This is a genomic window from Agromyces mediolanus, assembly GCF_044917495.1.
GTDB lineage: Bacteria > Actinomycetota > Actinomycetes > Actinomycetales > Microbacteriaceae > Agromyces > Agromyces mediolanus_B.
The window spans coordinates 14259-38370 of sequence record NZ_JAVSSI010000002.1; the positions used below are offsets into that span (position 1 = coordinate 14259).

18 protein-coding genes are annotated in these 24112 nt (G+C 74.4%); 5 read left to right on the forward strand and 13 right to left on the reverse strand.

Going from position 1 to position 24112, the window contains the following annotated elements; all coding sequences use genetic code 11:
- Window positions 1–484: 484 nt before the first annotated feature.
- Genes ROT00_RS02810 through ROT00_RS02825 form a run of 4 tightly spaced genes read left to right on the forward strand, consistent with a single transcriptional unit; the run spans window position 485 to window position 7603 of the window.
- On the forward strand, window positions 485–3103 hold the full coding sequence (locus tag ROT00_RS02810) for a hypothetical protein (RefSeq protein ID WP_404772171.1): 2619 nt from the start codon (window positions 485–487) through the stop codon (window positions 3101–3103).
- Window positions 3100–5847 carry an FtsX-like permease family protein gene (locus tag ROT00_RS02815; RefSeq protein WP_404772172.1) on the forward strand — a complete coding sequence of 916 codons (2748 nt, stop codon included), beginning with the start codon at window positions 3100–3102 and terminating at the stop codon, window positions 5845–5847. Before ROT00_RS02810 ends, ROT00_RS02815 begins: the two co-directional genes overlap by 4 nt.
- Complete coding sequence (locus tag ROT00_RS02820) at window positions 5844–6893, forward strand: ABC transporter ATP-binding protein (RefSeq protein ID WP_404772174.1); 1050 nt, start codon at window positions 5844–5846, stop codon at window positions 6891–6893. Before ROT00_RS02815 ends, ROT00_RS02820 begins: the two co-directional genes overlap by 4 nt.
- Window positions 6890–7603 (forward strand): ABC transporter ATP-binding protein, encoded by a 714-nt coding sequence (locus tag ROT00_RS02825; protein WP_404772175.1) that lies wholly within the window; start codon window positions 6890–6892, stop codon window positions 7601–7603. The genes ROT00_RS02820 and ROT00_RS02825 overlap by 4 nt, the downstream gene beginning before the upstream one ends.
- On the opposite strand, the gene ddaH is transcribed toward ROT00_RS02825, so the two are convergent.
- The 11 genes from ddaH to ROT00_RS02880 all read right to left on the reverse strand — a co-directional run bounded on the left by ddaH (window position 7575) and on the right by ROT00_RS02880 (window position 19605).
- On the reverse strand, window positions 7575–8870 hold the full coding sequence (gene ddaH, locus ROT00_RS02830) for a dimethylargininase (protein ID WP_404772177.1): 1296 nt from the start codon (window positions 8868–8870) through the stop codon (window positions 7575–7577). The two genes, ROT00_RS02825 and ddaH, sit on opposite strands and share 29 nt — an antisense overlap.
- Before the next feature lie 76 nt (window positions 8871–8946).
- The gene (locus ROT00_RS02835) at window positions 8947–10041 is read right to left on the reverse strand and encodes a Glu/Leu/Phe/Val dehydrogenase family protein (protein ID WP_404772178.1); all 1095 of its coding nucleotides are present in this window, start codon (window positions 10039–10041) and stop codon (window positions 8947–8949) included.
- Between the two features lie 126 nt (window positions 10042–10167).
- Window positions 10168–11778: a bifunctional phosphoribosylaminoimidazolecarboxamide formyltransferase/IMP cyclohydrolase gene (purH, locus tag ROT00_RS02840; protein ID WP_404772180.1), complete on the reverse strand. Its 1611-nt coding sequence runs from the start codon at window positions 11776–11778 to the stop codon at window positions 10168–10170.
- Window positions 11775–12368, reverse strand: coding sequence for a phosphoribosylglycinamide formyltransferase (gene purN / locus ROT00_RS02845; protein ID WP_404772182.1), 594 nt, complete (start codon window positions 12366–12368; stop codon window positions 11775–11777). Before purN ends, purH begins: the two co-directional genes overlap by 4 nt.
- Before the next feature lie 2 nt (window positions 12369–12370).
- The gene (locus ROT00_RS02850; protein WP_404772184.1) at window positions 12371–13678 is read right to left on the reverse strand and encodes a cell division protein PerM; all 1308 of its coding nucleotides are present in this window, start codon (window positions 13676–13678) and stop codon (window positions 12371–12373) included.
- A 58-nt stretch (window positions 13679–13736) separates the two neighbouring features.
- Window positions 13737–15206 (reverse strand): hypothetical protein, encoded by a 1470-nt coding sequence (locus ROT00_RS02855; RefSeq protein ID WP_404772185.1) that lies wholly within the window; start codon window positions 15204–15206, stop codon window positions 13737–13739.
- A gap of 141 nt (window positions 15207–15347) precedes the next feature.
- Complete coding sequence (sucD, locus tag ROT00_RS02860) at window positions 15348–16250, reverse strand: succinate--CoA ligase subunit alpha (protein ID WP_243567520.1); 903 nt, start codon at window positions 16248–16250, stop codon at window positions 15348–15350.
- A gap of 13 nt (window positions 16251–16263) precedes the next feature.
- A complete protein-coding gene (gene sucC / locus ROT00_RS02865; protein ID WP_404772187.1) occupies window positions 16264–17427 on the reverse strand; it encodes an ADP-forming succinate--CoA ligase subunit beta in 1164 nt (387 codons plus the stop codon).
- 194 nt (window positions 17428–17621) lie between these two features.
- On the reverse strand, window positions 17622–17891 hold the full coding sequence (locus tag ROT00_RS02870; RefSeq protein ID WP_404772188.1) for a helix-turn-helix transcriptional regulator: 270 nt from the start codon (window positions 17889–17891) through the stop codon (window positions 17622–17624).
- Window positions 17888–18727 carry an ABC transporter permease gene (locus tag ROT00_RS02875; protein ID WP_404772190.1) on the reverse strand — a complete coding sequence of 280 codons (840 nt, stop codon included), beginning with the start codon at window positions 18725–18727 and terminating at the stop codon, window positions 17888–17890. Before ROT00_RS02875 ends, ROT00_RS02870 begins: the two co-directional genes overlap by 4 nt.
- Window positions 18724–19605 (reverse strand): ABC transporter ATP-binding protein, encoded by an 882-nt coding sequence (locus ROT00_RS02880; RefSeq protein WP_404772192.1) that lies wholly within the window; start codon window positions 19603–19605, stop codon window positions 18724–18726. The genes ROT00_RS02875 and ROT00_RS02880 overlap by 4 nt, the downstream gene beginning before the upstream one ends.
- Window positions 19606–19749: 144 nt before the next feature.
- Between ROT00_RS02880 and ROT00_RS02885 the strand changes: the two genes are divergently transcribed.
- Window positions 19750–20472 carry a VIT1/CCC1 transporter family protein gene (locus ROT00_RS02885; RefSeq protein WP_404772193.1) on the forward strand — a complete coding sequence of 241 codons (723 nt, stop codon included), beginning with the start codon at window positions 19750–19752 and terminating at the stop codon, window positions 20470–20472.
- A gap of 30 nt (window positions 20473–20502) precedes the next feature.
- Here the strand turns inward: ROT00_RS02885 and ROT00_RS02890 are convergent, their stop codons facing one another.
- Complete coding sequence (locus ROT00_RS02890) at window positions 20503–21618, reverse strand: FUSC family protein (RefSeq protein ID WP_404772195.1); 1116 nt, start codon at window positions 21616–21618, stop codon at window positions 20503–20505.
- Window positions 21615–24083 carry an ATP-dependent helicase gene (locus tag ROT00_RS02895; RefSeq protein ID WP_404772196.1) on the reverse strand — a complete coding sequence of 823 codons (2469 nt, stop codon included), beginning with the start codon at window positions 24081–24083 and terminating at the stop codon, window positions 21615–21617. Before ROT00_RS02895 ends, ROT00_RS02890 begins: the two co-directional genes overlap by 4 nt.
- Window positions 24084–24112: the final 29 nt, after the last annotated feature.

The following is a 24112-nucleotide window of genomic DNA, read 5'->3' on the forward strand; positions in this document are numbered from 1 at the left end:
GTGGGATGAGATGCGGATGGCGGACCGGGCCGTCGTCCGGGGACGGCAGTCGGTGCCCGAGGGGAACCGGCGGTGCGGCCCCCGGAAGCGGAGTGCGGCGCACCCTCGGCCGAAGTCGGCCGATCCGGGGGCGCCCGGTACTGGTCGCCGCCGAAGCGGCGTCTGGGCCGGACCGTGTCCGGCGCGACGTGCCGGAGCTAGTGCTCCGGCGTGGCAGCGGGACGGCGCGGGGCGCGGATGCCAGCGCCAGCGACCGCGACCGAATGGGCGGAAGTGTGGGCTGTTGACATCGGGTCCTCCTGCGTCATCGTCTCGTGATCCTTGAGCCTGCCGCGCTCGTGGTGCGACAGCCTTACAGACTATTCAGATCGAGGAGTGGTACGCAAGTCCCCGGTGCGGGGTATGCTGTCCGAATTCGACGCCGGCGCACCGCTGCACCGATCGCCGCGGCGACCCGAACCCCTGCATCGAGGAGGCTCCGCGCGTGGCATCCGCCCGGCTGGCACTGGCACGTGCCGGCGCGCGCTCGGGCGTGCTCGCCGGCGTCGCCGCAGTCGTGCTCGTGCTCGCGGGCGTCGGCACCGCCATCATCGACCAGGCCGCCGGCGCCGGCGTGACGGGGCTGCGCGACCGCGTCGGCGCGGCCGCCGGCGCCGAGGGCGCGGTGCGCTGGGAGATCCGCCGGTCGAGCGACCCGGAGGCCCAGACGGCGGCCGGCGCCGCCGTGCTCGACCGCACGCTCCCGGCCGACTCGATCGAGTGGGGCCGCACCGTCGAGAGCGCTCCGGTGCCGCCGAGCGGCGAGGACGCGCCGGCCGCCGGCCTCGTGCTGCTCACCGACCCCGATGCGGCGGCACGCGCGCACCTCGTCGACGGGGCGTGGCCCGAGACGGCGGGCGACGGCTCGGCATCCGCGCCGATCCCCACCGCCGTGCACGCGGGCGCCGCAGCGGCGCTCGGCCTCGCGGTCGGCGACACGATCGAGCTCGCCGACCGGAGCCTCGAGCTCGTCGGCACCTGGCTGCCGGACGACGCCCGCGCTCCGGCCTGGTTCGGCTCGCCGCTCGTCGCGACCGGCTCGGCCGACGGCGCCGCCGGCCCCTTCCTCGTCGACGAGCGCGCCCTCGACGGCCTGCCGGTGGCCGTCCGGGTGCGCTGGACCGCGACCCCGATCGTCGACGCGCTCACCCCGGACTCGGCCCGCGAGCTCACCTCCGCCATCGCGCGCACCACCCCGGCGCTCGCGGCGGAGCCCGGCATCGGCGAGGACGGACTCAGCCAGCTCGGCGGGCTGCCCGCCACGATCGACGCCGCCATCACGGGCCTCGACGCGGTGCGGGCCATCACGCCCCTCCCCCTGCTCCTCCTCGCCGCGGCGGGCATCGCCGCCCTCGGCCGGCTCGGCACCCTGCTCGCCGGGGCCCGCCGCGGGGAGACCGTGCTGCTCCGCGCCCGCGGCGCCGCGACCCGGCAACTCGTCGGCTGGCAGGCGGGCGAGGCCGCCGCCGTCGGCGCGCCCGCCGCGATCCTCGGGGCCGCCGCGGGCGAACTCGCGCTGCTCCTGCTCCGGCCGGGCGAGCCGAGGTCGCTCTGGATCGCCGCCGCGGTCGCCGCAGCCTCGGTGCTCGTCGCCGTCGTCCTGCTCGCGGCGAGCGCGTGGGGCGAGGCCCGCCGACCCGTCACCCGCTCGACCGGCGAGGACAGCGGCCGCGGCACCCGTGCCGCCGCCCTCGGCGGCACGATCCTCGTCGCGGTCGCGGCGGCCGTGTCGCTCTGGCAGTTCCGGCTCTACGGCTCCCCGCTGGTCCGCACCGCCGACGGCGGCACCGCCGTCGACCCGCTCGCGGTGCTCGCCCCCGTGCTCGTGCTCCTCGCCCTCGCGCTCGGCGCCCTCGCCTGCACGCCGTTCGTCTCGCGGCTGCTCGAACGCATCGCCTCGGCGCGCCCCGGGCTGGTGCCCTCGCTCCCCCTGCGTCAGTTGGCCCGACGGGCGCCCATGTTCGCCGCGGCCTCGTTCACCGCGATGCTCGGGGTCGCCGGGATCGTGCTCACCGCCACGGTCGCCGGCAGCTGGCAGCGCTTCGACGCCGATGCCGCCGCACTCGCGACCGGCGGCGAGGTGCGCGTCGTCGGCGCCGCCGACCCGGCCGCGGCGGAGGCCGCCGCCGAGGCCCTGCCCGCGGTCGTCGTCGAGCCGGTCGTGCGGCGGGAGATCCGCGTCGGCCCGGAGACCGCGACGCTCGTCGCGACAGGCCTCGATCTGCTGCCCCAGGTCGCCCCCGGCCTCCCGGCCGACATCGCGAGCGCGATCCGCGCCATCGACGCCGCCGACGCCGATCTCCTCCCCGTCGCGATCGACGAGAAGCTCGCCGCCAGCACGAGCGCGGGTCCCGGCGACCGCATCTCCCTCCGGCTCGGCAGCGCCGACGGCACCATCGACGCGCGCGTCGCGGCCGTCGTGCAGGCCGTCCCCGGCGCCGGCGAGATCGGCGTGCTCGCCGACCGTGCCGAGCTCGACGCCGCCGTCACCGAGGCCGGTGCCCGCGCGCCGAGCCCCGATGAGCTCTGGATCGGCGCCGCCGACCCGGCCGCCGTCGTCGCCGCGTTCGACCGCGACCGCCCCGGTGGCGCGGTGGCGCTCGCCCGGGATGCCGCATCGACGGCGAGCCTCGTCTCCCCCGCGATCACCGCGCTCTGGCTCGGGGCGATCGGTGCCCTCGCCGCCGCGCTCGCAGCCCTCATCGCGCTCGCCGCCGCGCTCGGCGCGTCCCGGCGTGGCGAAGTCCTCGTGCTCCGCGCGCTCGGGGCTCCGGCGGCGATGCAGGGGCGCGCGCGCTTCGCCGAGCTCGCCGCCTCCGTCGGCACCGCGATCGTCCTGGGCGCCGCGATCGGCGCGATCGCCGCGTGGGCGACCTCGGCCGAGCTCGCCCGGGCGGCGGTGCCCGGCGCGCCGGCCGCCCTCGCCCCGGCGCTCGCGGTCGAGTGGTGGCCGCTCGCAGCGGCGCTCGGCGCGTTCGCGCTGGCGACCGCCGCCGTCGCCCTGGTTTCGGCCCGCGCCGTCACCAGGGACGCGGGCCGCCCCGGACGGGAGGAGGTGCGATGAGCAGGCGCTCCCGGTTCTCCCCCGGCGGACTCGTGGCCCGGCAGTTCCAGGCGTCCCCGACCGCCTCGATCCTGCTGGCGGTGCTGGTCGCCGTCGCCGCGTTCGCCGCGGTCGCCCTGCCCCGGGCGATCACCGCGCTGCACACCGAGTCACTGCGGCAGTCGATGGCGGCCGCCGAGCCGCGCGAACTCGACCTGACCGCGTCGACGAGGGACCGCCCGCCGGTCGGGCCGGGCGAGTCCACCCTGCCCGAGGACGTCGCCGCCGTCTGGGGCTCGCAGGCGGAGCAGGCCGAGCAGATCCGGGAGCGGCTGCCCGACGAACTCCGCGCCGTCCTCGGCCCGCCGAGCGCCGTCGTCATCGGCGACCCGGTCGTCGCGAGCACCGCGGAGCAGGGTATCGGCAGCACGATCTACCGCGTCCAGCCCGGTTTCGATCCGCGGCTGCGCGAGCACGCCGCGCTCAGCGAGGGCGACTGGCCGGCCCCCTTCGACGGCGCGGTGCCCGGCGAGGAGCCGATGGAGATCGTGCTCTCCGTCCCCGTCGCCGAACGCCTGGAGTGGGCGATCGGCGAGACGCGCACCCTCGACTTCCCGACCGGCCAGGTGCCAGCGGTCGTCACCGGCACGTACACGGCGGTCGATCCCGCCGACCCGTTCTGGAGCCACGTGCCGACCGCCCTCCGCGCGAACCGCGAGGAGGTCGGGCTCAGCCCGCCCATCCTCACGGGCGTCGCGATGCTCGACCCCGCCTCCTGGGAGACCGTGCAGTCGGTGTCGCTCCCGATCGAGCTCCAGGTGTGGTTCCCGCTCGAGTACGGGGAGGTCCGCGCGGAGCAGGTGTCGACCCTCATCGACCAGCTCGGCGAGGTCGAGTCCCGGATGGAGCCGCTCGACCAGAGCGCCGAGACGCTGTCCTTCCGCACGGCCGACAGCATCACGTTCCGCAGCGGGCTGCGCGACGTGCTGATCCAGGCGCGCAGCGAGGCGGTCGCCGTCGACGCCGTGCTCGCGACCGTCGCCTCGGGCCCGATCGGCGTCACGATCGCGGTGCTCGTGCTCGGCGCGCTCGTGGTCTTCGAGCGTCGTCGCACCGGCCTCGAGCTCGCGGCCGCGCGCGGCGGCTCCGCCGGGCAGCTGCGCGCCGTCCTCGGCGCCGAGGGCGCGATCATCGGCCTGCCCGCCCTGCTCGTGGGCGGCCTCGCGGGCACCCTCGCCGTGAGCTCCGAGGCGGGCGGCGGCGGCTGGTGGCTCGCCGCGGCCTTCGCGCTCGCGCCGGGGGTCCTGCTCGCCGCCTCGGCCGGGCAGCTGAGCCCGTTGCGGCGCGCCAGGGTCGATCTCGGCGGGGTCCCGGCGCGCGGACGCTGGATCGCCGAGCTCGCGGTGACCCTCGTCGCCGCCACCGCCGTCGTGCTGCTGTTCCGCCGCGGCCTCGCAGGCGGCGACGCGACGGGGCCGGCGAGCGTCGACCCGCTTCTCGCGGCCGTCCCGCTGCTGCTCGCCCTCGTCGTCTGCGTCGTGGTGCTCCGCGCCTACCCGCTGCCGCTGCGCCGGCTCGTCGCGGTGCTCGAGCGCCGCCGCTCGCTCGTGCCGTTCCTCGGCGCCGCGCGGGCGCTCCGCGACCCGTCCGCCGGGCTGGTCCCGGTGCTCGCGGTCGTCGTCGGCGTCGCGGTCGCCGTGTTCTCCGCCGTGCTGCTCGGCACCGTGCGGGGCGGCATCGAGGCATCCGCCGCCGTGCAGGTCGGCGCCGACGTGCAGCTGCACGCCGGGCCGCTGACCACGGAGCAGCTCGACGAGCTGCGCGCGATCGACGGGGTCGAGGCGATCGCCCCGGTGTACTCCGAGGGCTCCGCGCCGCTCGAGATCGACGGGCAGCGCCGGCCGACGACGGTCGTCGTCGTCGACGTCGCCGAGATGTCCGCGGTGCAGGCCGGCCGGAGCGGGGTCGTGCCGCTGCCGGCATCCCTCGCCGCCGGGGAGCCGGCCGACCGGCCGGTGCCCGTGCTCGCCTCGGCGGCGCTCGCCGAGCGCATCGCGGGCGGCGACCGGGTCCGGCTCGACGGGCAGGAGATCGAGGTCGTCGAGGGCATCGACGCCGAGACGGCGTTCACGCCCCGCCGGGACTGGCTCCTCGTCGACCGCGCGAAGGCGCGCGCCTTCGCCGACACGCTCGTGCCCCGCACCGTGCTCATCCGCGTCGCGCCGGGGGCGTCGGACGCCGCGGTCGCCGAGGCCGCGATCGCCGTCGCGGGCGAGACGGCCACGGCGGAGACGCCGGCCTCGCTGACCGCCTCGCTCTCAGAGAGCCCGGCCGCGCGCGGGCTGATGATCGCCCTCGCCATCGCCATCGTGCTCACGAGCCTCGCGACGGCGCTCGCCATCGTGCTGACGCTCGTCGTGGGCCGGCCGGCCCGCGAACGGCTGCTGCCGCTGCTGTCGACGCTCGGCCTGCGCCGACGCGAGGAACGGGCCCTCGTCGCCTGGGAGATCGGCCCGGTCGTCGTCGCGGCGGTGGTCGCGGGCGCCGCCCTCGGGCTGGTGCTGCCGCTCGTGGTCCTGCCGGCCATCAACATCGCCGCGTTCACCGGCGCGATCGTCCAGCCGCCCGTCTCGATCGACCCGCTGCTCGTCGGCGGGGTGCTCGCCGGCGCGATCGCGGTTTCCGCGATCGGCGCCTGGGTCGCCGCGAGCATCGGGGGCCGGGTGGATGCCGCCAGAGCGCTCCGCAAGGAGGAGGAATCATGACCGACATCGCCGAACCGCACATCCTCTGCGTCGACCTCGTGCGCATCTTCAGCGCCGACGGCGTCGAGGTGCAGGCGCTGCAGGGCCTGAACCTCCGGGTCGAGGCCGGCGAGATGGTCGCCGTGGTCGGCGCCTCGGGCTCCGGCAAGTCGACCCTGCTCACCATCCTCTCCGGGCTCGACACCGCCACGGCCGGGGTCGCCCGGGTCGCCGGCCACGACCTGCTCGCGATGGGCGGCCGGGAGCGCGTCGGCTACCAGCGCACCACCGTCGGCTTCATCTGGCAGCAGACCTCGCGGAACCTGCTGCCCTACCTCACCGCCGCGGAGAACCTGGCGCTCGCGATCAACGTCGCGGGCACCGCGAAGGGGGCCGCCCGCGCGAACCGGATCGCCGAGCTGCTGGAGCTCCTCGAGGTCGGCGAGCTCGCCGACCGCCGCCCGGGCGAGCTGTCGGGCGGCCAGCAGCAGCGCGTGGCGATCGCCGTCGCCCTCGCGAACGCGCCCCGGGTGCTGCTCGCGGACGAGCCCACCGGCGAGCTCGACGAGGCGACGAGCGCCTCGGTGCTCGAGGCGATGCGGCGGGTGAACGAGGAGCTCGGCGTGACGACGCTCATCGTGACCCACGACCCGACGGTGTCCGAGCACGTGCGGCGGACCGTGCAGATCCGCGACGGCCGCACCTCCACCGAGGTGCTCCGCTCGACCCGGCTCGACGAGCACGGCGAAGAGCACGCCATCGCCGAGGAGTTCGCGGTGCTCGACCGGGTCGGCCGCCTGCAGCTCCCCCACGACTTCGTCGCCGGACTCGAGCTGCGCGAACGCGTGCGGCTCGCGCTGGAACCCGACCACGTCGGCGTCTGGCCGGGCCACGAGGGCGCCCCGCCGCCCCGGCCCCGCCCGGCCCAGCCCGCCCCCGGTGCGGAGACCGACCGCCGGCCGTCCGATGCCAGCACGGCCGGGACCGGCACCGACCCCGGCACCGGCGAGGCGCCCCGCCGCCGCGGCCGGCACGCCGCCCCCGAGCAGGACGGAGGAGCCGCATGACCACCTTGCGCGCCGAATCGATCACCCGCACCTTCGCCGGCCGAGCGGGCGAGGTGCACGCCGTGCGCGAGGTCTCCCTGGAGGTCCGCCCCGGCGAGCTGCTCGTCGTGACCGGGCCGTCGGGTGCCGGCAAGACGACCCTCCTGAACCTCCTCGGCGGCCTCGACCGGCCCGACTCGGGCCGGGTGCGCCTCGGCGAGCTGGAGCTCTCGACGCTCGACGAGGCGGCACTCGCCGAGGTGCGGCGGGATCGGCTGGGCTACGTGTTCCAGTCGTTCGGGCTCATCCCCGTGCTCTCGGCCGCCGAGAACGTCTCCGTCCCCCTCCGGCTGCAGCGCGTCGAACCGGCCGAGCGCGAGGAGCGGGTCGCCGAGGCGCTCCGCCTCGTCGGCCTGGCCGAGCACGCCGCGCAGCGGCCGTACGAGCTGTCGGGCGGTCAGCAGCAGCGCGTCGGCATCGCCCGGGCGCTCGTCGCCCGGCCGCAGCTGCTCCTCGCCGACGAGCCGACCGGTCAGCTCGACAGCGGCACCGCCGCGCAGGTGATGGACCTCATCGGCGAGCTCGTCCACGAGCACGGCGTCGCCGCGGTCGTGACGACGCACGATCCGCCCCTCGTGAAGCGCGCGGACCGGCTGCTGGAGCTCCACGACGGCGTCGGGACGCTCCGCCCCGTGTCCGGGCTCAGCGCACCCGCACCGACAGGCACGTGACGCAGCCCTCGAGCTTCTCGAACTCGCTGATGTCGACCGTGAGCACGCGGTAGCCGAGGCTCACGAGGAGCTCGGCCGTCCGCGGCGCCGCGGCCGACAGCAGCAGCGTGTCGTCCGACAGCAGCACGACGGCGACGCCCTCGCGCTCGGGCACGGGGAGGAAGCGCGGGAACAGGCTCGGCGCGTCGACGAGTTCGGGGTGGCCGATCACGGTGCCGTCGGGCAGCGCCGTGACCGCGCTCTTCAGGTGCAGCGCCCGGGTGACCGGCACGGCGACGACGGTGTAGTCGCGCCCCTCGAGGAGGGTTCGGAGCTGCCGGATGCCCTCGGCGTTCGTCCGGCTGGAGGCGCCCACGTAGACCGTGCGACCCACCTTCAGGACGTCGCCGCCCTCGAGGGTGCCGGGCGCCTCGATGCGGGCGAGCTCGAGACCCGGGAGATCGCGCACGCTGCGCTCGACGCCGTCGGTCTCGCCGCGGCGGGAGCCCGCGCCGGGGCTCGTGATCACCGCGAGATCGCCGAACATCACCACGGTGTCCTCGACGAAGACCGAGTCGGCGAGCTCGGGCGCGGCGTCGACCTCGACCGTCTCCCAGCCCTCCGCCACGAGGGTGGCGCAGTAATTGTCCCACTGCTCGTCGGCCTTCGCCTGGTCGACGGGCGTCCGCTCGAGGTGGGTGAGCTCGCCCTCGGCGAGGTTCGACGCCGGGATGCGGACGAGGGCGATCCGCCGCGGCATCCGTTCGGGCTGGTACGACTGGATGGCGCGGGCGACGAACGGCGCGAGCCAGAGCTCGCCGAGGGTCACGAGGAGCACGAAGACGAGGTTCAGGCTCACGAGGGAGCCGACGACGAAGAGGAACAGCTCGCCCGAGATGCCGCGCCCGGTCGCGAGGACCGTCACGGTGGTCGCGAGGATCGCGGCGAGGACGGCGGCGGCGAAGCCCGAGATGAGCGCCAGGAACCACGTGCGCAGCGCGCCCGCGGCGTTCGAGATCGCGAGGAGGGCCGCCGCGAAGAAGCCGGCCAGGGCGAAGTGCCCGGTGAGCTGCACGAACACCTCGGGGGTGTGGCCGTTGCCGATGAAGAAGGCGAGCAGCGCACCGAGGAAGCCGAGCGCGCCGACGGCGGCGGACGAGCCGAGCACCGCCAGGACGCGACGGCCGCCGCCGCCCCGCCGGGCGGACGGCGCGGCGGTCGGTGCGGGGTCGGCGGGCGCGCCGCCGCTCGGGTCGGCGGCGGGGGCGGCTGGCGCGGGGGACGTCATGGTCACCGAGCCTAGCGGCCGGGCCGCGGGCGGCGCGTCACCGTCGCCGCCCGCCCCGCGTCCGTCGACGGCGCGATCAGCGACCGGACCGGAGACGGGCGAGCGCGAGGCGCTCGGCCGCGTCGAGCGTCGTCGTGCCCGAGGCATCCGCCTCGCGCAGGACCGCGCCGATCGTGTCGCCGATGCCGGCGATGCGCGCGTCGAGCTCGGCGGCCGTGACCCCCGGCGTCGAGGCGAGGTCGAGGTACACGACGCCGCCGGCGTTCACGACGAAGTCGGGCGCCCAGGCGATGCCGCGCTCGCGGAGCCGGTCGGCCACCCCGCGCGCGGCGAGCTGGTTGTTCGCGGCGCCGACCACGGCGCGCACCCGGAGCTCGGAGACGACCTGCCCGGTGAGCACGCCGCCGAGCCCGCACGGCACGAACACGTCGGCCTCGATCCGGTGCGCCTCGGCCGGATCGACCCACGCCGCGCCGAGCTCCTCGGCGAGCGCCCGCTTGCCGTCGAAGACATCGGTCACGGTGAGCCGGGCGCCTCGGGCCGCGAGCATCCGGGCGAGGCGACCGCCGACCTGGCCGAGGCCCGCGACGACGAAGTGCCGGCCCGCGGGGTCGTCGGAGCCGAAGACGTGCTCGAGGGTCGCGAGCATGCCCGCGAAGACGCCCGCGGCGGTCGCGTCGGCGGGTTCGCCGACGCCGCCGGCCTCCGCGGGGAGACCGCACACGTGCTCGGTGCGCTCGTGCACGACGGCCATGAGCTCGGCGCTCGTGCCGACGTCCTCCGCGGTCATGTAGGCGCCGCCGAGCGACTCGACCGCGTCGCCGAGGTCGAGCATGGCGTCGCGCCGGCCGGCCTCGTCGAGTTCGACGCCCGCGGGGATCGCGACGACCGACTTGCCGCCGCCGCGCGCGAGCCCGGCCGCGGCGTTCTTCATCGTCATCGCCTGGGAGAGCCGGAGCGCGTCGCCGAGCGCGTCGGTCCAGTGCTCGTAGCGCCAGAGTCGGGCCCCGCCGAGCGCCTGGCCGAGCACCGTGGAGTGCACGGCGACGATGATGGTGAGCCCGGATCGCGGCCCGCGGGTGATGAGCACCCGTTCATGGTCGGGCGCCGCCTGGGGCAACTGGACGTGGACCTCGGTCGCGGGTGCGGCCGGTGCAGGGGTGATCGACATCGATCGGTTCTCCTCGACTCTGACGCCTCGTGGGCATGCCGGTGCGAGCGCCTCGTGAGCGCCCGTCGCTCCCAGCGTAGCGCCCGGCGGAGCACCCCGGATCCGGGTCCGGGCCCCGCCGAGGGATCAGTGGAAGAAGTGCCGCTCCCCGGTGAAGTACATCGTGACGCCGGCCGCCTTCGCCGCGGCGACGACCTCCTCGTCGCGCACGGAGCCGCCGGGCTGCACGACCGCGGTCACGCCCGCGTCGAGCAGGATCTGCAGCCCGTCGGCGAAGGGGAAGAAGGCGTCGGACGCCGCGACCGATCCGGCCGCGCGCTCCCCCGCCCGCTCGACGGCGAGACGGCACGAGTCGACCCGGTTGACCTGCCCCATGCCGACGCCGACGGAGGCGCCGCCCGAGGCGAGGAGGATCGCGTTCGACTTCACCGCGCGGCACGCCGTCCAGGCGAAGGCGAGGTCGGCGAGCGTCGCCTCGGCGGCGGGCTCGCCGGACACGAGCGTCCACTCGGCGACCGGCGCGAACGAGCGGTCGGCCTGCTGCAGCAGCATGCCGCCGGAGACCTGCTTCAGCTCGACCGCGGTGGGCGCGAAGCCCTCGGGCAGGGTGAGCAGTCGGATGTTCTTCTTCTGCGTCAGCAGCTCGACGGCCTCGGCCTCGAAGGCCGGCGCGACGAGCACCTCGGTGAAGATGCCCGAGACGGTCTCGGCCATCTCCCGGGTCACGGTGCGGTTCGCGGCGATGACGCCGCCGAAGGCCGAGACCGGGTCGCACTCGTGCGCGCGGCGGTGGGCGTCGGCGATCGGGTCCGCGGCGCCGGGCGCCGCGACGGCGATGCCGCAGGGGTTCGCGTGCTTGATGATCGCGACCGCGGGCTCGTCGAAGTCGAAGGCGGCGCGGACGGCCGCGTCGGCGTCGACGTAGTTGTTGTAGCTCATCTCCTTGCCGTGCAGCTGCACGGCCTGGGCGATGCCGGGGCGGCCGCCGTTCGTCGCGAAGATCGCGGCGCGCTGGTGGCTGTTCTCGCCGTAACGGAGGTCGGCCTGCTTCTGCCAGGTGCCGCCGACCCACGCCGGGAACGGCGAGACCGAGGCATCCTGGTCCGGCGCGACGACGCTGCCGATCCAGCTGGCGACCGCGACGTCGTACGTCGCGGTGTGCCGGAACGCCTCGCGGGCGAGCTCCTGCCGCTGGGCTAGGCTCGTGCCGCCCGCGGCGACCGCGGCGATGATCTCCTCGTAGCGGTCGGGCGAGACGACGACCGCGACGTTCGCGTGGTTCTTCGCCGAGGCGCGCACCATCGCGGGGCCGCCGATGTCGATCTGCTCGACGACGGCCGCAGGCTCGGCGCCGGACGCGACGGTCTCGACGAAGGGGTAGAGGTTCACGACGACGAGCTCGTACGGCGCGATGCCGAGCCCCTCGAGCTCGCGCTCGTGGTGCTCGAGCCGGAGGTCGGCGAGGAGGCCCGAGTGCACCGCGGGGTGCAGGGTGCGCACGCGGCCGTCGAGGTGCTCGGGGTAGCCCGTCACCTCGGCGATCTGCGTGACGGGGAGGCCGGCGTCGGCGATCGCCTTCGCGGTGCCGCCGGTCGACACGATCTCGACCCCCGCGTCGACGAGCGCCGAGGCGAGCTCGGCGAGGCGGCGCTTGTCGCTCACGGCGATGAGGGCGCGGCGCACGGGGACGACGTCCCGCTCGCGGTACAGGCTGGGGTCGATGGCGGGGCCGCTCATGATCGCGCGAGGTCCTTCAGATCGAGGTGGGCGTTGGCGATGTCGAGCACGGCCTCGATGAGGAGGCGGCGTTCGACGGGTTTGATGCGCTCGTGCAGGCTCGACTCGGTGTCGCCCGGCAGCACCGGCACGCGCTCCTGCGCGATGATCGGCCCGCCGTCGACGGAGTCGTCGACGACGATGAGGCTCGCACCGGTCTGCGTGGCGCCGGCGGCGATCGCATCGCGCACGGCGTGCGCGCCGGGGAACTCCGGCAGGTAGGCGGGATGCGTGTTGATGAGCTGCGGCGAGAACGCCCGCACGACCGCGGGCGGCACGAGCCGCATGAGCCCGGAGAGCACGACGAGCTCGGCGTCCCAGCGGCGCACCTCCTCGATGAGCGCCTCGCCCCAGGCGTCGCGGCTCTCGTAGGCCGTGAACGGCACGGTGAAGGTCGGGATGCCGAACTCCTCACCGAGGGCGAGGCCGTCGGCCTCGCGGTCGGCGCCGATGGCGACGACCCGGGCGGGGAACTCGGCATCGCGGGAGGCTTCGAGCAGCGCGCGGAGGTTCGAGCCGCCGCCGGAGATGAGCACGACGAGCTTCAGCACGCTCAGAGTGTATCGGGTTCCGCGGTGGCCGATTCGGTCAGCGGCTCTCGGCCACCGACCCGGGCGCGGGCGGTGAAGCCCCCGGCGACGGCGCCGAGCGCCACGGTGAGCGCGGCGACCCCGGCGACGGCCCAGCCGTCGGGCCCCGCCTCGGCGAGACGCCCGGGGCCGATCGCGCCCCCGGACCACCAGGCGCCGAGGCCGAGCACGATCCCGGCGAGGACGCCCGCGCCGAGGCCTGAGGCGAGCGGATGCCACCACGGCACCGGGTTCGCCCCGCGGGCCGGTGCCTCCGCGGGATCGGCTTCCGGATCCGCGAGGAACGCCGCCGCGGCATCCGCGCCGCCCGCCGAGCGCCGCGACACGAGGTACGCCCCGATGAAGGCGGCGAGCACGGGCACGACGAGCCAGAGCGCGGAGAGCGAGCCGCCGTCGCTCGGCAGCGCACCCGCGATCGGCAGCCCGGGGACCGGGCCGAGCAGCGTACCCGCCGGGGTCACCTGCGTGCCCGCGCCGATCGCGAAGCCCGGGCCGAGGAGCCACGAGGCGCCCCAGAGCACCAGGTTCGGCAGCAGGGCGAGCTCGGCCACGAAGATCGCGACGCCGCCGTCGAACCCGGCGCCGAGCACCTGGTGCAGGCCGGTGATCGTGGCGTAGCTCGACACGATCGCCCACGCGACGACGAGGCCGGAGACGGCGAGCACCGCGAAGGCCGAGCCGACGCCGACGCGCCAGGCCCGCCCGGCGAGCTCGAGCCACTCGTCCGGCACGGTCTGCGGCAGCCGGTCGACGAGGCGGTCGCGCAGCTCTTCCGAGCTCAGCAGGCCGATGAGGACGCCCGCCGCCGTGATCGCCGCGGGCAGGAGCGCGCCCTGCCAGACCGAGGCGTGGGCCGCCGGGTGCCGCGCGGCGAGCGTGGCGACGAGGCCGACGGCGCCGGCGACCGCGACCGCCGAGAGGAGCCCGGTCACGGGAGCGCCCGCGGCCACCGCCCGTCGGCCGATGCGCCGCGCGACGAGGAGGGTGAGCAGGGCGAAGCCGAGCAGCGCGATCGTGATCGGGAACGCCGCCTCGGCCCCGGGCACCCCGGTGCGCGCCGCCGTCACCGCGTCGAGCTGCACCGTGAGATCGACCCCGTGCCCGAGCAGCCAGACGTCGGCCGCGGCGCGGAACACGACGTCGAGCCCGAGCCCGAGCTGGAAGTGCATGCCCCAGAGCAGCATGAGCGGGACGAGGGCGATGCCGTAGCCGACGAGCGCCGAGACGAGGGCCTCGAGTGCGGCGAGGAGGGCGACCGTGGTGCGTCTCATGACCCGGTCGAGCCTAGCGGACCGATCCCCTGATCCCGCCCGCCACGGCGGGGCTCCGTCACTCCCGTGCGCGTGCCGCCGCGACCGCGTCGGCGGCGTCGGCCGTCGCGTCCTCGGCGAGCGGGCCGTCGTCCTCCGGGGCCGGCGCCCGATCGTCGGCGTCGCCGGCGCCGTCGGGCGCAACCGGCTCCCGTTCCTCGGCCGGCCGCCGCAGCAGCTCGACGAGCAGGATGGCGAGGAGCGCGAGGAGCACCGTCGTCACCACGAGGCCCGTGGTGAGCGGTCGGCCGAGCAGCACGACGACCACGGCGATGAGCGCGATCACCAGGTAGATCGCGGAGCGGAAGCGGTCGAGCGCGATGCCGAACGCGCCGGTGGTGACGCCGTACTTCGCCGCGGCGCGCCGGATCGCCGCGAACATCGCGTTCGAGAAGCGGCGGAGCGCTCTGGCCGGCCGGAACGGCCCCGCCCACCATGCGATGACCGCGGTGAGGATGCCGAGCACGAGCCCGGCGACGATCGTCGAGCGGATGAGCTCGATGATCTGCTCGTACAGCGCCCCGGCGGCGCCGGCCGGCATGATCGAGGGGCTCACCGTGCCGACGAAGAACAGCCGGCCGATGCCGACGCCCGCGGCGAGCGTCGCCATGACGAGTGCGAAGCCCGCGGCGGTCCAGACGAACGCCCGTGGCCGGTTGCGCGCGAGGAGGACGCCGCCGACGAGCATCGCGAGCACCACCCAGGGCAGCCAGGTGCCCACCGCCACGGCGAGCGCGTACACGGTCTGCACGAGCACAAGGGAGTCGGCCTGGGCGATCGCGATGCTCTGGTTCACGACCGGGATCGCGCTCGCGAAGCCGACGCCGCGGTCGACGAGCTGCTGCTTCACCGTCTCGATGATGGGGCCGAGCTGCACCGAGAGCTGGCCGCCGGGACCGATCTCGAGGGCCGCGTTCGGGTCGCCCTGGATGGCGGCGATCGCCTGGCGATGACTCACACGGAGCGCCGTCGCCCAGGTGTCGGCGAAGGCGTCGGAGGAGACGACCTGGCTCACCGTCTGCGCGACGAGCGACTGCAGTCCCTGCGCCGCCGGGCCCTCGAGGAGCGACAGCGCGTCGGCGGCCTTCGGCGGCAGGTCGAGCGAGCGGATGCCGTCGAACACCTGGGAGGTGAGCTGCGGGATGTCGACCTGGTCCTCGATGATGCCGGTCACCGTGTCCGCGACGAACGCCTGCACCTCGGGGTCCTCGGCGAGCGGGGCGAAGGTGGCGACGAAGCGGTCGGTGTCGACGAGCTCCAGGCGCGCCCAGGAGCTGAGGAGCGCGACCGGCGTGAGCAGCAGGGCGAGCACCACCAGGATGCCGGACACCACCGAGCGCCAGCGCCCGGGCGTGCGGCGTCGGCCGGTCGCGGCATCCGCGGTGTCCTCGCCGTCCGCGTCGCGCACCGTCTCGCGCGAGCGCAGCTCGCGATTCTCCGCCTCGAGCTCCGCGATGCGCGCTTCGAGGTCCGCCTGCGTCTTCGCCATGTTCCCCCCTCGGTTGACCATAGCGCCTCGGCCGCCGCCGGCGACAGCATCGATCCGGCCGTCGTCCCGGACCGACGGCGAAGGCCCCGCCGGTCGCTGCCGGCGGGGCCTTCGTGGGAGGGAGCGGGTCGCTCCGCGCGCTCAGAGCGCCGCGTACACCTCGCGGAGGAGGCGGGCGGTCTCGCTCGGCGTCTTGCCGACCTTGACGCCGGCGGCCTCGAGGGCCTCCTTCTTCGCCTGGGCGGTGCCGGCGGAGCCGGACACGATGGCGCCGGCGTGGCCCATGGTCTTGCCCTCGGGCGCGGTGAAGCCCGCGACGTAGCCGACGACCGGCTTCGTCACGTTCGCCTTGATGAAGTCGGCCGCGCGCTCCTCGGCGTCGCCGCCGATCTCGCCGATCATGACGATCGCCTTCGTCTCGGGGTCGGCCTCGAACGCGGCGAGCGCGTCGATGTGCGTGGTGCCGATGACGGGGTCGCCGCCGATGCCGATCGCGGTCGAGAAGCCGAGGTCGCGCAGCTCGTACATCATCTGGTACGTGAGCGTGCCCGACTTCGAGACGAGCCCGATCGGGCCCTTGCCGGTGATGTTCGCCGGGGTGATGCCGACGAGCGACTCACCGGGGCTGATGATGCCGGGGCAGTTCGGCCCGATGATGCGGGTCGAGCCGCCCTTCTCCTTGGCGTAGGCCCAGAACTCGGCCGAGTCCTGCACGGGCACGCCCTCGGTGATGATCACGAGGAGCGGGATCTCGGCGTCGATGGCCTCGATCACGGCGTCCTTCGTGAAGGCCGGCGGGACGAAGGCGATCGAGACGTCGGCGCCGGTCGCGGCGATGGCCTCGGCGACCGTCGCGAAGACGGGCAGCTCGACGTCGGCGCCCGAGGCGTCCTGGTGCAGCACGGTCGTGCCGGCCTTGCGGGCGTTCACGCCGCCGACCACCTGGGTGCCGGCCGCGAGCATGCGGGCGGTGTGCTTCGAGCCCTCGCCGCCGGTGATGCCCTGGACGATGACCTTGGAGTCCTTGTTGAGGAAGATCGTCATGGTTCTGCTGTCCTTACGCGTTCGCCAGCTCGGCGGCCTTGTCGGCGCCCTGGTCCATGTTCTCGGCGAGGGTCACGAGCGGGTGCGCCGCCTCCTCGAGGATGCGGCGGCCCTCGACGACGTTGTTGCCGTCGAGGCGCACGACGAGCGGCTTGTTCGCGGTCGAGCCGAGCTCGGCGAGCGCGCCGACGATGCCCTTCGCGACCTGGTCGCACGCGGTGATGCCGCCGAAGACGTTCACGAAGACGCTCTTCACCTGCGGGTCGCCGAGGATGATCGAGAGGCCGTTGGCCATGACCTCGGCCGAGGCGCCGCCGCCGATGTCGAGGAAGTTCGCCGGCTTCACCGAGCCGTGGTTCTCGCCCGCGTACGCGACGACGTCGAGCGTCGACATGACGAGGCCCGCGCCGTTGCCGATGATGCCGACCTCGCCGTCGAGCTTGACGTAGTTGAGGTCGAGGGCCTTCGCCTTCGCCTCGAGCGGGTCGGCGGCGTCCTTGTCCTCCAGGAGCGCGTGGCCCGCGTGGCGGAACTCGGCGTTCTCGTCGAGGCTGACCTTGCCGTCGAGGGCGATGATCTTGCCGTCCTCGTCGAGGATGAGCGGGTTGACCTCGACCAGGGTCGCGTCTTCCTTGTCGTAGACCTCGTAGAGCTTCACGAAGACCTCGGCGACGCGGTCGACGAGCTCGGCCGGGAAGTTCGCGGCGACCGCGATCTCCTTGGCCTTCTCGAGCGAGATGCCGGCGATGGGGTCGACCTCGATGCGCGCGAGCGCCTCGGGCTTCTCGACGGCGAGCTGCTCGATCTCCATGCCGCCCTCGACGCTCGTGAGCGACAGGTAGGAGCGGTTGGCGCGGTCGAGCAGCACGGAGAAGTAGAACTCCTGCGCGATGCGGGCGCCGCCGGCGACCATGACACGCTTCACGACGTGCCCCTTGATGTCGAGCCCGAGGATGGCCTTCGCCGCCTCGTACGCCTCGTCGGGGGTCTTCGCGACCTTGACGCCGCCGGCCTTGCCACGGCCGCCCGTCTTCACCTGGGCCTTGACCACGACGACGCCGCCGAGCTGCTCGGCTGCCGCACGCACCTCCTCGGGGGTGTCGGCCACGATGCCGGGGAGCACCGGCACCCCGTACTGCTCGAAGAGGTCTCTGGCCTGGTACTCGTAAAGATCCACGCTCTGCTTCCAATCGGTCCGCGCGGGTTCGCGCAGGGATGGTGGGTGAGGGACCCGGCCCCGAAACTCTCTCGATGTCGAGCTATCGGCACGGGCCGCCTGCCATGCTACTCCCCTTGTTCGACGCCGCCGAACCGGGGTCGCCCGGGGCCGCTTCGACCGGCGCTGGAAGCGCCGCCCGGCCACTGCGGACGTCAGCCGCGAGGCATCCCGTCGGGCGCGATCCGCGGGAACTCCTCGAGCGAGAAGACGAACTCGACGGGCACCTCGAAGAAGCGCGCGATGCGCAGCGCGAGGTGCAGGCTCGGGTTGAACTCCCCACGCTCGAGGTACCCGACCGTCTGGTAGTGCACCCCGATCGCCTCGGCGAGCTCGCGCCGCGTGACGCGCCGCTCGGCTCGGAGCATCGCCACCCGGTTGTGCACCAGGTCGCTGCGGGCCCCCTCCCCGGCCGGCCCGCTCATGCCCGCTGCAGCGCGGCCTGGCGCCGCAGCTCGATGCCCGAGGCCGTTTCACGACGTGCGACGCGCCGCAGCAGGCGCGGCGCGAGCAGCAGTCCCGCGACCGCCCAGACGCCGACCACGAGGAACGCGAGCCCGAACTGCCAGTCGCCGAAGACCTCGAACGCGGCGAGCTCGCCGGGAAGGAACGCCCCGCGCAGCGCGTGGCCGATCCAGTAGAGCGGCAGGGCGAGACCGATCGGCTGCACCCAGACCGGCAGCGAAGCGAGCGGCTGGACGAGGCCAGAGACGAAGGCGAGGACGCCGACGACGAGGAAGCCCCAGCCGCCGACCGAGCGCGGATTGCGGAAGACCGTTCCGATGACGAAGCCGAACGGGGTGAGTGCGAGCGTGCCGAGCACGAGCATGGCGAGCACGATCGCGAGGTCCGCGGCGTCGAGCCCGAAGCGCCCGCCGAGCACGATCGCGGCGATCGCGAGCGTGGGCACGAAGGTGCAGACGAGCTCGGCGAGCGTCTTGGTGACGACCCCGCTCGCGTAGACCGGCAGCCCGCGCGGCAGGGTGCGGGCCCGGAGCAGGGTGCCGTCCTCGCGCTCGGTGACGACGACCGTGGCGAGCCCGTAACCGGCGATGAACACGAGCTGGATCGTGAGGATGCTCGGCAGAATGAACCAGGTGAGCGGCACCCCCGGCGCCGCCTCCGCGTCGCGGTACAGCCAGAGCGCGACGCCGACGGCGACGAGGCCGATGAGGATGAACACCACGTCGGACGGGGTGCGCAGCGAGATGCCGAACTCGGTGACGCCCCGGCGGAGGCCGGCGCGGACGGCGGGGATCATCGTGCGTCCTCCGTGGCGATCATGGCGAGGTAGGTCTCCTCGAGGGTCTGGGCGCGGACCACGAGCTCGGTCACGACCACGTCGGTGCGGGTGAGCAGCTCGCGCACGAAGGGCTCGGCGTCGGCGGCGCTGTGCACCTGCCGGACGCCGTCTTCGCGCCAGCTGATCTCGCTCGCACCGGGGACGGCGCGGGCGAGCTCGGCGGGGCTGCCGTCGGCGACGATGACGCCGCGATCGAGGATGAGGATGCGCCCCGCGATCTTCTCCGCCTCGGCGAGGTCGTGGGTGGTGAGCAGCACGGTCGTGTCGTCGAAGTCGCTGAGCGCGTGGATGAGCTCGTGGAACTCGTGCCGGGCGACCGGGTCGAAGCCGGTCGTCGGCTCGTCGAGGAAGAGCAGCTCGGGCCGGCCGACGAGGCCGATCGCGACGTCGAGCCGGCGGCGCTGCCCGCCGGAGAGCGACCGGACGAGCGCACGGCGGTGTCCACCGAGCCCGACGAGATCGAGCAGCTCCGCGACCTCGTGCGGCCGACGCCCCGTGCTCGCCGCGAACGGTTCGTACAGCGTGGCGAACTGCTCGAGCAGCGGGCCGACGCGCCAGCGCGCGTGATCCCGCCACGACTGGAGCACGACGCCGATCCTGGCGCGCCAGGCGTCGCCCGCGGTCTCGGGCGACTCGCCGAGCACGCGGACCTGCCCGGCGTCGGGCCGCCGGAAGCCCTCGAGCACTTCGAGCGTCGTCGTCTTGCCCGCGCCGTTCGGCCCGAGCAGCGCGACCACCTCACCCCGGCCGATCCGGAAATCGATGCCGTCGAGCACGGTGCGGGAGCCGTATCGCATGCGCAGACCCTGCACCTCGACCACGGGAGCGGTGACCATGCGGCATCCTCTCGTCGTTGAATCACTATCAGATGTAGCACTTATGCTACATAGCTCCCGATCCGAGCGCCACCCGGTCCTCCAGCGGGTGAGGACAGCCTCGGCATCCTGGCGGAGCGCGCTCGACGCTGGGAGACTGCCGCCATGACGGATGCCACGACGCAATCGGCCCACGCCGACGAGCCGCACGACCCCGGGGTGCACGAGCGGCTGAACTGGCTCCGCGCGGGCGTGCTCGGCGCGAACGACGGCATCATCTCGGTCGCGGCGCTCGTCGTCGGCGTCGCCGCCGCCACCAGCGAGACCGGCCCGATCCTCGTGGCCGGCATCGCCTCGGTCGTCGCCGGCGCGATCTCGATGGGGCTCGGCGAGTACGTCTCGGTGTCGAGCCAGCGCGACACCGAGCACGCCCTCATCGCGAAGGAGCGCCGCGAGCTCGCCGAGATGCCGGAGCAGGAGCTCGCCGAGCTCGCCGGCATCTACCGGGCGAAGGGCCTCAGCGAGGAGACCGCCGATCGGGTGGCCCGTGAGCTCACCGCCCACGACGCGCTCGCCGCGCACCTCGAGGCGGAGCTGCACATCGCCGAGGCCGATGTCGTGAACCCGTGGCACGCGGCCGGGGCATCCGCGCTGTCGTTCCTCGTCGGCGCGGTGCTGCCGATGCTCGCGATCCTCCTGCCACCGGCCGAATGGCGCATCGCGACGACCTTCGCCGCCGTCGTCGTCGCGCTGGCCGTCACCGGCTGGCTGTCCGCCTGGATCGGCGGCGCTCCCCGCGGGCGGGCCGTGCTCCGCGTCGTCGTCGGCGGCGCGCTCGCCCTCGCGGTGACCTGGGTGATCGGCGGACTGCTCGGCGGCGCGGTCTAACGTCCCGCCGCTCGCCGCAGCCGGGTTCGCCTAGGGCCGGGCGGGCCCGGCGTCTCCGTCCGGCTCGATGCTCGGCGTCGCAGTCGTCGGCGGCGGCATCGGCACCACCTCGACGAACCGCCGGGCGGCGAGCACGACGACGACGCCGACCGCGGCGCCGACGACCGTCTCCAGGAGCCGATCGCCGAGGAGCCCGACGAGCGGTGCGGGCGAGGCGAGGTGCGCCACGGTCAGCGCCATCGGCGTGATGAACACGAGCGCCGTGCCGTAGTGCCGGGTGACGAGCACCTCGGCGCCGAACTGGCAGATCGCGACGGCGACGACGAGGAGCCACACCGACGGCTCCGGCCAGAGCAGCAGCGCGGCGACGCCGACTCCGGCGACGGTGCCGAGCACGCGGTGCACGGCCCGGGACACGGTGTGCGCGGCACGGGCCGGCGGGATCACCGCGACCGCGCTCACGACCGCCCAGTACGGATGGCCCGTGCCGAGCGCCAGGGCGATGGCGCCCGCGCCGAGGGCCGCGACGAGGTTCTGCCCCACGTTCAGCCACAGCCGCGGATCGGTGTGCCCGTGGACTCGCAGCGGGGTGCGCCGCGGCAGCGGACGGAACAGCCGCGGCTCGCGCGCTCCCGCGGCCCGGCGCAGCAGCCAGCCCGACATGGCGAGGAGCCAGGCGAACGCCGTCGCGGCGGCCGCGACGCCCCAGCGCTGCCAGCCGGAGCCGTCGTCGACCGGGAGGGCCGCGCAGACCAGCAGGCCGAAGACCGCGAACAGCGGCGTCGCGGGCGTCACGCCGAGCATGTTGTACGCGACGATGACGGCGGCCACGACGAGCGCGAGCACGACCGCCTGGAGGAGCGGGCCGGCGCCGACGACGGCGAGCAGGATGCCGAGACCGGTGGCGGAGAGCTGCACGACGGCGGCCGCCGACACGGTGCGGAGCCGCGTGCGGTAGGGCTCGCTGCGGCCGAAGATCGCCGTCATCCCGCCGAACGCGGCGTAGGCGGCCCAGTCGATGCGGCCGAGGGCGACCAGGATGGCGAGCGGCACCGCCGCGGCGATCGCGGCGCGCAGCGCGACCTCCAGGTCGAGCTCGCGGGCGCGACGCCACCACGCGGGGTTCGGGGTGGCGTCGCGAGTCACAGCTTCTCGATCGGCGCGATCTTGATCAGGAGCTTCTTCTGGCCGGCCGCGTCGAAGGCGACGTGCGCGATGCGCTTCGTGCCCTCGCCGGTGACCTGGGTCACCCGTCCCTCGCCGAAGTCGGTGTGCCGGATGCGGTCGCCCGCCTCGAGGGTGAGGTCGCCGTTGTCGCGAACGGTGCCGGTCACCTTGTTCGCCCACTCGGTCTTCGCGGCCGGGGCGCGCGTCACGCTGAAGCGGTCGAGGTCGCGGCGGGACTCGGAGCCGCCACCCCATCGATCGGAGCCGCGCCGGGCGTTGAGCGCTCGCGGCTGGGTGCCGCCGCGGCTCGTGGCCATGCCGGGCGACTGCTTCCAATCGATGAGTTCGTCGGGGATCTCCTGCAGGTAGCGGCTCGGCATCGCCACCGCGACCTCGCCGAACTGGGCCCGGCTCATCGCGAGCGAGAGGTAGAGGCGCTTCCGCGCGCGAGTGATGCCGACGTAGAACAGTCGCCGCTCCTCGGCCGGGCCGCCGGGCTCGGAGGCCGACATCTGGTGCGGGAGCAGCCCCTCCTCGATGCCGGTGAGGAAGACGGCGTGGTACTCGAGGCCCTTGGCGGTGTGCAGGGTCATCAGCGACACGGTGCCGGACTCGTCGTCGATCTCGTCCGCCGCCGCGACGAGCGACACCTGGGTGAGGAAGTCGACGAGCGTCGCACCCGGATTCTCGCGATCGAAATCGCGCGTCTGCGCGACGAGCTCGTCGACGTTCTCGGCGCGGGTCTCGTCCTGCGGGTCGCGGCTGGCACGGAGCGCGCCGATGAGCCCGGAACGCTCGACCAGGAAGACGAGGACGTCGGAGACCTTCGCGGCGCCCTCGTTCGTGCCGGCCTCGATGCCCGCCTGGGAGGGCACGAGCATCGCCGCGGCCTCGTCGAGCACGTCGGCGAGCGCGGTGATCGCCCCGGTGACCTTCGGGCCGAGCCCGAGCGATCCCGCGTGCCGCATGGCCTGGCGGAAGCTCAGCTCGTTCTGCTCGGCGTAGTTCGCGATGGCGGTCTCGGTCGCCGGACCGATGCCCCGCTTGGGCGTGTTCAGGATGCGTCGGAGCGCGAGCTCGTCGAGCGGGTTGGCGACGGCGATGAGGTAGGCCATCGCGTCCTTGATCTCGGCGCGCTCGTAGAACTTGGTGCCGCCGACGACCCGGTACGGCAGCGCGGACCGCACGAAGATCTCCTCCAGCGCACGGGTCTGCGCATTGGTGCGGTAGAACACGGCGATGTCGCGGTACGCGACGCCGGCCCGGTGCAGCGCCTCGATCTCGTCGGCGATGAACTGGGCTTCGTCGTGCGCCGTGTACCCCGTGTAGCCGACGATCTTGTCGCCGTCGCCGTCGGCCGTCCACAGCTTCTTCTCCTTGCGGTCGAAGTTGTTGGAGATGACGGCGTTCGCGGCGGACAGGATGTTCTGCGTCGAGCGGTAGTTCTGCTCGAGGAGGATGACCTCGGCGCCGCTGAAGTCGCGCTCGAACTCGGCGATGTTGCGGATGTCGGCGCCGCGGAAGGCGTAGATCGACTGGTCGGAGTCGCCGACGACGGTGAGGGAGGCGCCGGGGATGCGGCCGTTGCGATCGGTGAGCCCGCGCACCAGGATGCCGTGCTGATCGAGCTCGGTGACGATCTCGGGCTCGACCGGCCGGGTGAGCTCGTGGATGAGCGCGTACTGGGCGTGGTTCGTGTCCTGGTACTCGTCGACGAGGATGTGCCGGAAGCGGCGCTGGTAGAGCGCGGCCACCTTCGGGAAAGCCCGGAACAGGTAGACGGTCTCGGCGATCAGATCGTCGAAGTCGAGCGCGCTGGCCTCGCGGAGGCGCCGCGTGTACTGGCGGAAGATCTCGAGGAAGGTGAGCTCCTGCGGATCGTTCGTGTTCACGTTGCGCGCGTAGGTCTCGACGTCGGCGAGCTCGTTCTTGAGCTTCGAGATCTTGCCCTGCGCACCCGCGGGCGTGAAGCCCATGGTGTCGGCGTTCAGCTCCTTGATGATGCGCTTCAGGATGGTGCGCTGATCGGCCGAGTCGTAGATCGTGAAGGTCGAGCTGAGGCCGAGCGACTCGGCCTCGCGACGGAGGATGCGGACGCAGGCCGAGTGGAACGTGGAGATCCACATGCCCTGCGCGCCCTCGCCGAGGAGCGCCTGCACGCGCTCGCGCATCTCGGCGGCGGCCTTGTTCGTGAAGGTGATGGCGAGGATCTGGCTCGGCCACGCCTCGCGCGTCTCGATGAGGTGCGCGATGCGGTGCGTCAGCACCCGGGTCTTGCCGGAGCCCGCGCCCGCCACGATGAGCAGGGCGGGACCGCGGTACTCGACCGCGGCCTTCTGCTGGGGGTTGAGTCCGTCGGTGAGGCGGCTTCCGGCGGTTGCGCGCGCGGGAGCGTCGGCCTCGCGCCAGCCGGCCGGGTCGTCGGGGTCGAGGATCAGCGTCATGTCCCTCCAAGTCTAGGCGGGACCGCCGA